The following is an 11,626-nucleotide window of genomic DNA, read 5'->3' as shown; positions in this document are numbered from 1 at the left end:
TTTGTTTGCCATCAATCAATGTTTGCATTGGAGTACGTCCACAGCACATTTTGCCTTGATGGGTGCGCTCATTATTATAATAATGGTAAGCGCTTAATTAACCTCACCTAGCAAAGTTCCTTCCCAACCTTGATACTCCGTTTATTTTTAACAACGGAGAAAATCAGCATGACAGACAATCCGAAAAGATCACGACGCGAATTTTGGCAATCTCATAATGACTCATGGGAAGTCAGTGGTTTAACCCAAGCTGTTTACTGTGAACAGCAAGGCATAAGTCATTCAGCGTTTTGTTATTGGCGAGGACGTCTTCGTCCTAAAGCTTCAAAAGCGCAGAGAACATCCCCTCATTTTCTAGCGGTTAAGTCAGCTGTTGAACCTACTTCGGCAAACACGCCCTATGAGCCGGCCATTCAGTTAATGTTGCCAAATGGTGTACGCCTTGGAATCAGCGGTCAGACCGACAAAGTCATTTTACGTGAAGTTTTAACGTTTGCAGGGGCGTTATAATGTTGCGCTTACCGGAAACGACAGCGATTTATGTTGCAACAACACCTGTTGATTTCAGAAAAGCCATTAATGGCTTGGCTGCCATGGTGATTGAGGAATTTGAATCGCCGGCGAACGATGGTTCTGTTTACGTTTTTTATAATCGTAGCCGTGACAGGGTTAAGTGTTTGTTTTGGGATAAGAATGGTTTTGTGCTTTATCACAAGCGCTTAGAGCGTGGAAAATTTAAGATGGAGAAGACGTCAACCCAGCTTGAAGCCATTACTCACCAACAGTTGGACTGGTTGTTGGCGGGGCTTGAATTTAAGTTGATGTCTGAATTTCCCATGCTTGATTTCAAGCATTATTTTTAAGTTAACTTCATGATTTTATTAAATTAAACCGTTACATTGCATGCTTATTTTGGTATAATAGTGCCCATTAAAACAACACAAATAATACCAACGATGAAACAACAATCTGACTTAACAGTAGAGCAATTACGCGAAGAAAATGCGCGTTTGTTGGCATTGTTGGCTCAGCAGGAAAGCACTATCGAAACGCTTCGCCACCAGCTGCACTTATTCCGTAATGCACGCTTTGGCCGCAAAAGCGAAAAAGGTGTCGTGCCGGAACAAATGGCATTGCAATTTGACGAAGCAGAGCCATCCAGTGAACAGGATGAATCGACTGTTGAGCCTTCTCAAACTGAAACCATTACCTATACCCGTGCTAAAAAAGGCACAGGCCGCAAAGCACTGCCCAAGTCATTACCCTATGTTGAGCAGATTCATGACTTAAGCGATGAAGAAAAACATTGCGACTGTGGTTGTGAGTTAACTCATATTGGTGACGACATCTCAGAACAACTGGATGTTGTACCGCAAATGACCTTCCGTGTGGTTCATGTTCGTAAAAAATACGCTTGCAAGACATGTGAAGAAACCATTCAAACGGCCAAACTGCCGAAACAACCTATTCCACAAAGCATTGCATCGTCTGGTTTACTGGCAGCAGTGATTGATGCCAAGTTTAACCGCCACATGCCGCTTTATCGCCAGGAGGCGATGTTTAAAGAAGCGGGCATTCCCGTTACCAGAGCAACGCTTTGCAACTGGGTGGTAAAAGCCGCTGATTTATTAACGCCGCTGGTTAAACTCATGGTTGCGGCCATTCACGATTATGACATCGCTTATGCGGATGAAACACCCGTGCAGGTGCTCAAGCAGAAAAACAAACCGCCAACATCAAAATCCTATATGTGGCTATTCATTGGCGGTCCACCGGATAAACGCTGTTATGTTTATCAGTACCATCCGTCACGCACTCACCAGATACCGGCTGATTTCTTTTCCGACTTCAGCGGCTACCTGCATGCTGACTGTTATGGTGGTTATGTCGCTTTAGACAAAGAAGACCATGTTACCCATGTTGCCTGTATGGCGCACGCCAGAAGGTATTTTGTCGATGTGGTCAAACTTGCCGGCAAGAAAAAAGGCATTGCCCATAAAGTCTTGACCTATTTTACCGAGCTTTATCAGCTGGAAGCTTCCCTCAAAGAGGCAAAGGCTGCACCAGACGATATTTATCAGGCAAGACAAAAAGAGGCCAAACCTATTCTTGATGAACTCAAAGACTTTGTTGAAGATAAAAAAATCAATATCCCACCGAAAAGCCCATTGGGCAAAGCCGTTCATTACCTGTTGACGCACTGGGTTGCGCTCAAACGATACCTTGACGATGGCCGTCTCGAAATAGATAACAACCGAACAGAGCGCTCCATTAAACCTTTCGTCATCGGACGAAAAAACTGGCTCTTTCATGGCAACGAAACGGGCGCCAAAGCAGGTGCTATCCTCTATTCCCTCATCGAAACCTGTAAGCAACACCAGGTTGATGCTTTCGCATGGTTGAAATACGCACTGACCAACATCCAATATGCTGAAACCATCGAACAGCTCGAAGCTTTGCTGCCCTTTCATGTAAACCCTTCCGAACTTGAAAACATGCGCAGCTTACCTGCTTTGGAAATGCCTGAGAAGAGTGGGGTTAATTAAGCGTTTACTAATAATGAAGCCATACGTCCAGATCTTTTTGCAGTTCATCCATGTCATCGTAAACTTTCTTACGGAATGTGATTTGATAAAACTCCTGCAAAATCGTTTTGTGGAAACGCTCACAAATACCGTTTGTTTGCGGTGATTGTGCTTTAGTTTTCGTGTGATCAATGTTGTTAATAGCTAAATAAAGCTGATAGTCATGCTGTTCTACTTTCCCACAATACTCTGTACCCCGGTCAGTTAAAACACGCAGCATAGGTAACTGCTGCTGCTCAAAGAACGGCAAGACCTTGTCGTTAAGGAGATCTGCTGATGTAATAGGCGTTTTTGTTGTATAGAGCTTGGCAAATGCCACTTTGCTATAAGTATCAACAAAAGTCTGCTGATAAATGCGGCCAACTCCTTTGATAGTTCCCACATAGAATGTATCTTGGGAACCAAGATAGCCAGGATGTGCTGTTTCAATTTCGCCGCAAGCCTCATCATCAAACTTCTTCTTCTCCAAAGCTGCAATTTGTGCTTCTGTGAGAATAATGCCCTCTGATGCTACTTTGGCTTCAAGTGCCTTCAAACGGTCTTTAAAGTTAGCTAAATTATGCCTAAGCCAGACGCTGCGAACGCCACTAGGGGATACAAAAATCCCTTTCTTACGCAACTCATTACTGGTGCGTAGTTGACCATGAGCTGGATATTCTATGGCGTACTCTTTTACCGCTTGCTCTATAGAATCGTCAACACGGTTCTTGTGATTAGGTTGCCTTCGTGACTTATCAAATAAGGCATCTACCCCACCAGATTCTACCGCTGATTTATAACGATAGAAGGTGTCTCGTGATAAACCCATTACCTTACAGGCTTTCGATACATTGCCTAATTCTTCAGCTAAATTTAGTAAGCCAACTTTGTGTTTAATAATTTTAACGTTATTATCTATCATGAGAGTTTTCCTTTTGGTTTTGTTAAAGTTTGCACTTCTATCAAAACCGGAAACTCTCACCTTTTCAAGTGGTTATGTCAGATTAAGTCGAAACTAATTCACATAAAGGTTTTTTTAAGCATTCTTGGCCAAAGAACTTGTCCATGTTCATATCGGATATCAAATAAAGATGTCCAGAATCCGAAGGATAACTCAGCAACAATTCGCCCTGTTTCTAATGGTTTTTTCCTTCTTTTTAAGTCATCCTTTACTTTTTGTATTTGTACCTGCTCTCTTGGGTGTAAAAAGCTTAAATCAAACCATTGATCTGTTTCAAAATTTTGACTAAGAGCATGGTGTAATGAATTGCGCAAGCTGATTTCTAGAATCTGTAATGCAGGATATAACGATTGGCTCAGATCAATATTCCAAGAATACATAATAAGAGCATCTTCTTTTGAATTATTACAACTCGCATGATTTAAGTAGCCCTCCAATCGTTCTTGAGAGAATATAATTGATAGTTTATCGAAAAAAGCAGGGTATGGATCTGACATCAAAATTATCCTATAATTACATTACAGTCCCCGGGCAATTCCTATCCTTGGTTTTACCAAGTGAAGAATCCGGGGTTTTTTATTTTGTTCATCCGAATTCACTATTATCCACGCCTGGTTTTCAAAATTCAATTGAAACCACTTGTAATTTACATTATATGGTTCATCAGTTCTCACCAATTCCAGATAAGGTCGCATTGTTTCTATCCCTTTTCCGAGGACGAGGAGATGTGTTTCCAAGGCGTTTTCAAAATAGAAAGACGCAGAAATCCGGATATACACCAGTATGCCGCAATGAATGGGTTAGAAATGTTTGTCAGAAACCCAAAATAAAGTGCATGAACTGTCAGCATGAGCAGTTCGTTCCAGTCAGTGAGGATATGATTGTATGGCATTTGCAGGGATTTGATAACACAGGGAATGAGTTTGTCATGGGCATGTATCCCATGTTATTAGATGAAACCTGTTACTTTCTTGCGGCTGATTTTGATAAAAGAAAATGGGAACAAGATGCAATTGCATTTTTAAAAACTTGCCATAATTTGGGGTTACCAGCGGTATTAGAACGGTCTCGTTCAGGAAATGGCGGTCATGTGTGGTTTTTCTTTGAAGAAGCAGTAAGCGCTTCTTTAGCTAGAAAGTTAGGGGCATATATACTCACTGAGACTATGGAGTCTAATCCTGAATTGGGGCTTGATTCCTATGACCGTTTTTTTCCAAATCAAGATACGCTGCCCAAAGGAGGATTTGGCAATTTGATTGCACTCCCTCTACAAAAAGCAGCACGATATCAAAAGAACAGTGTATTTATTGATGAGCATTTACAACCTTATGATGATCAATGGGCTTATCTCGCGGGTATAAAAAAAATAACTTCAAGTGAAATTGAAAGCGTGGTTAGTCAGGCAGAATCCCAGGGGCGCATTATAGGCGTTAAAATTAACATTGATGAAGAAGAAAATCGTACACCGTGGCGCCCGAATGTCCAATATCCAGCGATTGAACTTGTAGAGAAGATTCATTTGGTTGTTAGTAATGAAATTTTTATTGAAAAAGAGCCTTTGCCAAAATCATTGTTGAATCGCCTTATTAGAATTGCAGCTTTTCAAAATCCTGAGTTCTACAAGGCTCAGGCAATGCGCCTGCCTGTGTATGATAAACCAAGAATTATTGGCTGTGCGCGTGACTATTCACATCACATTGGATTACCAAGAGGATGTCAGGATGAGATTATCGATTTACTTAAAGAACTAAAGATTAAACATACAAAGCAAATTGAACTAAATGAAGGACAACCAATTGAAGCACTATTTAACGGGGAGCTAAAGCCAGAGCAACAGATGGCAGTTGATACCTTGATTCAAACGGATATTGGTGTTTTATCAGCAACAACAGCATTTGGAAAAACAGTAGTTGCAGCTTGGCTAATAGCAAAGCGCGCAGTAAATACATTGATCATAGTTCACACCAAGCAACTTCAAGATCAATGGCGGCAACGCATTGAACAGTTTTTGGGAATTCCAGCAAAGAAAATAGGTGGTTATGGTGGAGGTAGAAAAAAAGTTCATGGTATTGTTGATGTTGCTTTAATTCAAAGCCTTGTGAAGCACAAGGATGTCACAACTTTTCTTGGACAATATGGCCACATTATTGTGGATGAGTGTCATCATATACCTTCAGTTAGTTTCGATGAAATTGTGAGACAAGTAAAAGCTAAATATATTACAGGATTATCCGCTACGTTAGTTAGAAAAGATGGACATCATCCAATCATAACAATGAGGTGTGGTCCTGTACGTTATGTTGTTAGCGCAAAAGAGCAGGCTATTAGTAGGCCATTTGAGCATTATGTTTTTGTAAGACCAACATCATTTATACCATTTAATGAAAGCAGTGATGATTTACGCATCCAATTCCAACACTTATATGATCAAATGATTCAGGATGAGAGTAGGAATAAGCTTATATGTTCAGATATCGTCGATGCGGTCAAAAAAGGAAGAGTTCCGCTGGTATTAACGGAGCGCAATGAACACCTAGATCTACTAAATGAAAAATTATCACATCAAATTAAAAACATTATAATTCTGCGCGGTGGAATGGGCTCTAAAGCAATGAAAAATGCAATTAGCCAATTAACGCTAATCCCAGAAAATGAAGAAAGGCTAATTTTAGCGACAGGAAAATTTGTAGGGGAGGGCTTTGATGATGCGCGGCTAGATACTTTATTTTTGACCTTGCCAGTTTCATGGAAGGGCACCATTGCGCAATATGTGGGTCGTTTGAATCGTCTACATGAGTCTAAAAGGGAAGTTCATGTCTATGACTATGCAGATTTATCAGTTGCCATGCTTGAAAAAATGTTTCAACGTCGTTGCAAAGCATATGAGTCGGTAGGGTATAAAATTCTTCGGCCTGCCAGTGCCTATCCCGGTTGGCTTGCTGAAATCTCATTGCCAACTGAACCTTTATGGAAAGAGCAGTACGGCAGGACTCTAAGTCGACTGGTTTCTGACGGAATGGATACATCCTTAGCTCAGTTATTTTCTGATATTTCAATAATTGAAAACGAACAGTTCCAAAGAGCCAGAAGTTTAATTGAGGCTTTTCTTTTTTATCGTTTAGAAACATTACCAGAAACGAAAGGCCGATTTAAATTAAACCAGGAACTGGCAATACCTTTTGATGCACTTGGTTGTATGGAGGTTGATCTTTTAAGTTTAGATGCTCGCATTGCTATAGAAATTGATGGGCAGCAACATCTGTCTTCAAAGGATGCTTATCGCCGGGATCGACGTAAAGATTGGTTATTGCAAGAAAATGGCTATCTTGTTTTACGATTTCTTGCTGAAGATGTCAGTAAAAATTTAGATATTGTTTTGGATACTATATTGCGCGCCATGTGCAACAAAAAAATCAATCAGAAATAGATTACATTAATGTTAGATATTCTGAACTCAAGTGTTCTTAATTTTGTCAGGTAGAAGCATCTGGAAAATAGTCCGTTGGTTCTAGGGTTAATACCCTTTGAAAACAGTAACATAAAGTGGGTTTTTGAATTCAATGCGGGAGTTTTGTGGGGTGTTCTGTCCCGAAAAAGTCCCGAAGCGTTATTTTGACATGACTATAAATCATTGCAGTTTAATGCTTAAGTCATTGATATTATTGAGTTTTATTGGTGGGCCCACTAGGACTCGAACCTAGGACCAACGGATTATGAGCCCCATAATTTAAAAATAAGCAATTGATTTTATTGCAATTTTTATCGCAGGATTCCACTACAAATGTCGTACGATGTATAACAGTGTCGTACCCAAATACACAAAATCCCCACATTACTTTTGTCTTGATTATAAGTGCATTGAAAGACTATGGGAACAGAAAATTTGATCTTATCTAATAAAATAGTTAGCAATTCATATTATCTGTAAGCGCTTAATTAACCTCACCTAGCAAAGTTCCTTCCCAACCTTGATACTCCGTTTATTTTTAACAACGGAGAAAATCAGCATGACAGACAATCCGAAAAGATCACGACGCGAATTTTGGCAATCTCATAATGACTCATGGGAAGTCAGTGGTTTAACCCAAGCTGTTTACTGTGAACAGCAAGGCATAAGTCATTCAGCGTTTTGTTATTGGCGAGGACGTCTTCGTCCTAAAGCTTCAAAAGCGCAGAGAACATCCCCTCATTTTCTAGCGGTTAAGTCAGCTGTTGAACCTACTTCGGCAAACACGCCCTATGAGCCGGCCATTCAGTTAATGTTGCCAAATGGTGTACGCCTTGGAATCAGCGGTCAGACCGACAAAGTCATTTTACGTGAAGTTTTAACGTTTGCAGGGGCGTTATAATGTTGCGCTTACCGGAAACGACAGCGATTTATGTTGCAACAACACCTGTTGATTTCAGAAAAGCCATTAATGGCTTGGCTGCCATGGTGATTGAGGAATTTGAATCGCCGGCGAACGATGGTTCTGTTTACGTTTTTTATAATCGTAGCCGTGACAGGGTTAAGTGTTTGTTTTGGGATAAGAATGGTTTTGTGCTTTATCACAAGCGCTTAGAGCGTGGAAAATTTAAGATGGAGAAGACGTCAACCCAGCTTGAAGCCATTACTCACCAACAGTTGGACTGGTTGTTGGCGGGGCTTGAATTTAAGTTGATGTCTGAATTTCCCATGCTTGATTTCAAGCATTATTTTTAAGTTAACTTCATGATTTTATTAAATTAAACCGTTACATTGCATGCTTATTTTGGTATAATAGTGCCCATTAAAACAACACAAATAATACCAACGATGAAACAACAATCTGACTTAACAGTAGAGCAATTACGCGAAGAAAATGCGCGTTTGTTGGCATTGTTGGCTCAGCAGGAAAGCACTATCGAAACGCTTCGCCACCAGCTGCACTTATTCCGTAATGCACGCTTTGGCCGCAAAAGCGAAAAAGGTGTCGTGCCGGAACAAATGGCATTGCAATTTGACGAAGCAGAGCCATCCAGTGAACAGGATGAATCGACTGTTGAGCCTTCTCAAACTGAAACCATTACCTATACCCGTGCTAAAAAAGGCACAGGCCGCAAAGCACTGCCCAAGTCATTACCCTATGTTGAGCAGATTCATGACTTAAGCGATGAAGAAAAACATTGCGACTGTGGTTGTGAGTTAACTCATATTGGTGACGACATCTCAGAACAACTGGATGTTGTACCGCAAATGACCTTCCGTGTGGTTCATGTTCGTAAAAAATACGCTTGCAAGACATGTGAAGAAACCATTCAAACGGCCAAACTGCCGAAACAACCTATTCCACAAAGCATTGCATCGTCTGGTTTACTGGCAGCAGTGATTGATGCCAAGTTTAACCGCCACATGCCGCTTTATCGCCAGGAGGCGATGTTTAAAGAAGCGGGCATTCCCGTTACCAGAGCAACGCTTTGCAACTGGGTGGTAAAAGCCGCTGATTTATTAACGCCGCTGGTTAAACTCATGGTTGCGGCCATTCACGATTATGACATCGCTTATGCGGATGAAACACCCGTGCAGGTGCTCAAGCAGAAAAACAAACCGCCAACATCAAAATCCTATATGTGGCTATTCATTGGCGGTCCACCGGATAAACGCTGTTATGTTTATCAGTACCATCCGTCACGCACTCACCAGATACCGGCTGATTTCTTTTCCGACTTCAGCGGCTACCTGCATGCTGACTGTTATGGTGGTTATGTCGCTTTAGACAAAGAAGACCATGTTACCCATGTTGCCTGTATGGCGCACGCCAGAAGGTATTTTGTCGATGTGGTCAAACTTGCCGGCAAGAAAAAAGGCATTGCCCATAAAGTCTTGACCTATTTTACCGAGCTTTATCAGCTGGAAGCTTCCCTCAAAGAGGCAAAGGCTGCACCAGACGATATTTATCAGGCAAGACAAAAAGAGGCCAAACCTATTCTTGATGAACTCAAAGACTTTGTTGAAGATAAAAAAATCAATATCCCACCGAAAAGCCCATTGGGCAAAGCCGTTCATTACCTGTTGACGCACTGGGTTGCGCTCAAACGATACCTTGACGATGGCCGTCTCGAAATAGATAACAACCGAACAGAGCGCTCCATTAAACCTTTCGTCATCGGACGAAAAAACTGGCTCTTTCATGGCAACGAAACGGGCGCCAAAGCAGGTGCTATCCTCTATTCCCTCATCGAAACCTGTAAGCAACACCAGGTTGATGCTTTCGCATGGTTGAAATACGCACTGACCAACATCCAATATGCTGAAACCATCGAACAGCTCGAAGCTTTGCTGCCCTTTCATGTAAACCCTTCCGAACTTGAAAACATGCGCAGCTTACCTGCTTTGGAAATGCCTGAGAAGAGTGGGGTTAATTAAGCGTTTACTATTATCTTAAGAAGACTACAAGAAAAATATATAAATAGAGATTTTTCTCATTCAAATCCTCATCAATCATGTTTTAAAAATAATACTGAGCCCATGATAATCAAAAAGATTCCGCTTATATATGAAGTTAATTTCTTGATTTTTCTGTTTATAAATGGGGTAGCCTTTTTAGTAACAAAACATGAAACAAATGAATACCAGCCACCTGCAATCGTTACAATACTAACTATAATTGCAAATTTGAACCACAACGATGCTGTTATTGGTATGACGTGGTCAAGCAAATTGCGACACACCAGTTAAGCAACCATTTTTAACAACCTCATTTCCTTTTCGAATTGATTTGGGCTTTTATAACCAATTGTTGAGTGAAGCCGAAAATCATTATAAAAAACGGTGATGTAATTTAATACATCCCGGTGTGCCTCAGAACGCGTCTGATAATGTTTCCATTGCACTCGTTCTTGCTTCAAGCTACCAAAAAAGCTCTCTGCAACCGCATTATCCCAACAATCACCTTTTCTGCTCATGCTGCCAGTACACTTCCAGTCGTTGAGTAATTTACGGTACTCATTGCTGGCATATTGAGAGCCTCTATCTGAATGCACAATTAAGCCAGGTTTTGGTTTACGTTGCCATAAAGCCATTTTCAGGGCATCACAAACTAAATCTGCCTTCATCCTTGAACTCATACTCCAGCCAACAACTTTCCTGGAGAACAAATCAATAACCACTGTCAGATATAACCAACCCTCTTGTGTTGACAGGTAAGTAATATCCGATACATAAGCTCGGTCTGGCGCACTGGGCGAAAAATCACGGCTCAGAACATTTTCAAAAACCGGTTTTTTATGTCTGCTATTGGTCGTTATCTTATATTTTTTTCTGTACCGAACCATAACGCCCGCTTCTTTCATCAGGCTCTGAGTTTTACGCCGACCAACCGGATATCCTAGAGCATTTAGCGCTTTTCTCATGCGTCTACTGCCAAATGTATAAGTACTTTTCTCCGCGATGTCTTTCACAAAATCAATCATCTCCTGATGTAATGGATCGCTCGGTTTACCGTGTCGATTTCGACGGTATCGATAATATCCTGAACGCAAAACGCCCAGTAATAGACACATCTTGTCTATTGGCCAGACCTTCTCATGTTGGGCGATAAACGAATATTTCACTTCGTTTCCTGAGCAAAGAAGGCCGCCGCCTTTTTTAAAATCTCCTTTTCCATCTTCAGCCGACGGTTTTCTTCTCGTAGCTGGCGAATCTCAAGCTGTTCAGCCGTTAATTTCCCGTTACCCCTGAATGCATTCCCTTGATCTGATTCATGTTCTTTTATCCACCGACTAAGCATATTGGGATGAATTGATAAACTGCGAGAGGCCTCAGCTCGACTGTAACCTTGATCTTTTACAAGGCTTATCGCATCAAGTTTAAATTCTTGTGAAAATTTTCTTCTAATTGTCATCTTTTTTACTCCAGTTAAGCTTATTATCTCTTAACTGCTGTGTCCGAATCCATTAAACCACGTCAAGTAAAAACAAAGGCGTTTCCTGCTCTAATTTAGTATCTTATGCAGTAAAAATAGCCATTATTGAGCGACTATTTCCCCAAGAAGTTCCACTCAGTCTACAACTTTTTTATACCATCGAGTATCCATTAAAACAAGTTGATTCAAATATCAAAAAACTTTCGGAAATAGAACTA

At 40.9% G+C, this 11,626-nt stretch carries 9 protein-coding genes and 1 pseudogene; 7 read left to right on the top strand and 3 right to left on the bottom strand.

The window, feature by feature from the left end:
* The first annotated feature begins 168 nt into the window (after window positions 1-168).
* From tnpA (E4T55_RS03740) to tnpC (E4T55_RS03730), 3 genes are all read left to right on the top strand, one after another.
* Entirely contained in the window at window positions 169-510 is a 342-nt protein-coding gene (gene tnpA / locus E4T55_RS03740; RefSeq protein ID WP_058501899.1) for an IS66 family insertion sequence element accessory protein TnpA, read from the top strand.
* Complete coding sequence (gene tnpB, locus E4T55_RS03735; RefSeq protein WP_058501898.1) at window positions 510-863, top strand: IS66 family insertion sequence element accessory protein TnpB; 354 nt, start codon at window positions 510-512, stop codon at window positions 861-863. The genes tnpA (E4T55_RS03740) and tnpB (E4T55_RS03735) overlap by 1 nt, the downstream gene beginning before the upstream one ends.
* Window positions 864-956: 93 nt before the next feature.
* A complete protein-coding gene (gene tnpC / locus E4T55_RS03730) occupies window positions 957-2,546 on the top strand; it encodes an IS66 family transposase (protein WP_058501897.1) in 1,590 nt (529 codons plus the stop codon).
* Window positions 2,547-2,556: 10 nt separating this feature from the next.
* On the opposite strand, the pseudogene E4T55_RS03725 reads toward tnpC (E4T55_RS03730), so the two are convergent.
* Together E4T55_RS03725 and E4T55_RS03720 are read right to left on the bottom strand one after the other, a co-directional pair.
* A pseudogene (locus E4T55_RS03725) lies at window positions 2,557-3,486 on the bottom strand (IS481 family transposase); the annotation flags it as partial.
* 98 nt (window positions 3,487-3,584) lie between these two features.
* A complete protein-coding gene (locus tag E4T55_RS03720) occupies window positions 3,585-4,022 on the bottom strand; it encodes a hypothetical protein (RefSeq protein WP_058501603.1) in 438 nt (145 codons plus the stop codon).
* Window positions 4,023-4,180: 158 nt separating this feature from the next.
* On the opposite strand from E4T55_RS03720, the gene E4T55_RS03715 reads away from it, so the two are divergent.
* The 4 genes from E4T55_RS03715 to tnpC (E4T55_RS03700) all read left to right on the top strand — a co-directional run bounded on the left by E4T55_RS03715 (window position 4,181) and on the right by tnpC (E4T55_RS03700) (window position 9,910).
* Window positions 4,181-6,952, top strand: coding sequence for a TOTE conflict system archaeo-eukaryotic primase domain-containing protein (locus E4T55_RS03715; protein WP_058501604.1), 2,772 nt, complete (start codon window positions 4,181-4,183; stop codon window positions 6,950-6,952).
* A gap of 580 nt (window positions 6,953-7,532) precedes the next feature.
* A complete protein-coding gene (gene tnpA / locus E4T55_RS03710) occupies window positions 7,533-7,874 on the top strand; it encodes an IS66 family insertion sequence element accessory protein TnpA (protein WP_058501899.1) in 342 nt (113 codons plus the stop codon).
* Window positions 7,874-8,227, top strand: coding sequence for an IS66 family insertion sequence element accessory protein TnpB (gene tnpB / locus E4T55_RS03705; protein ID WP_058501898.1), 354 nt, complete (start codon window positions 7,874-7,876; stop codon window positions 8,225-8,227). The genes tnpA (E4T55_RS03710) and tnpB (E4T55_RS03705) overlap by 1 nt, the downstream gene beginning before the upstream one ends.
* 93 nt (window positions 8,228-8,320) lie before the next feature.
* A complete protein-coding gene (tnpC, locus tag E4T55_RS03700; protein ID WP_058501897.1) occupies window positions 8,321-9,910 on the top strand; it encodes an IS66 family transposase in 1,590 nt (529 codons plus the stop codon).
* A gap of 308 nt (window positions 9,911-10,218) precedes the next feature.
* Here tnpC (E4T55_RS03700) and E4T55_RS03695 read toward each other — a convergent pair.
* Window positions 10,219-11,387, bottom strand: a protein-coding gene (locus tag E4T55_RS03695) for an IS3 family transposase (protein ID WP_115325230.1) whose coding sequence is annotated in 2 segments (ribosomal slippage) — window positions 10,219-11,123 and window positions 11,123-11,387 — 1,170 coding nt in all. Because the reading frame shifts where the segments join, the coding sequence is not laid out codon by codon here.
* Between the last annotated feature and the right edge of the window lie 239 nt (window positions 11,388-11,626).

Source organism: Legionella israelensis (assembly GCF_004571175.1).
GTDB lineage: Bacteria > Pseudomonadota > Gammaproteobacteria > Legionellales > Legionellaceae > Legionella_D > Legionella_D israelensis.
This window is presented reverse-complemented; position numbering and strand designations above follow the sequence as displayed.

Coding starts and splice junctions, on each gene's coding strand:
- E4T55_RS03715 (WP_058501604.1), top strand. CDS start 4,181: ATGGTTCATCAGTTCTCACCAATTCCAGATAAGGTCGCATTGTTTCTA.
- tnpC (WP_058501897.1), top strand. CDS start 957: ATGAAACAACAATCTGACTTAACAGTAGAGCAATTACGCGAAGAAAAT.
- tnpB (WP_058501898.1), top strand. CDS start 510: ATGTTGCGCTTACCGGAAACGACAGCGATTTATGTTGCAACAACACCT.
- tnpA (WP_058501899.1), top strand. CDS start 169: ATGACAGACAATCCGAAAAGATCACGACGCGAATTTTGGCAATCTCAT.
- tnpB (WP_058501898.1), top strand. CDS start 7,874: ATGTTGCGCTTACCGGAAACGACAGCGATTTATGTTGCAACAACACCT.
- tnpA (WP_058501899.1), top strand. CDS start 7,533: ATGACAGACAATCCGAAAAGATCACGACGCGAATTTTGGCAATCTCAT.
- tnpC (WP_058501897.1), top strand. CDS start 8,321: ATGAAACAACAATCTGACTTAACAGTAGAGCAATTACGCGAAGAAAAT.
- E4T55_RS03720 (WP_058501603.1), bottom strand. CDS start 4,022: ATGTCAGATCCATACCCTGCTTTTTTCGATAAACTATCAATTATATTC.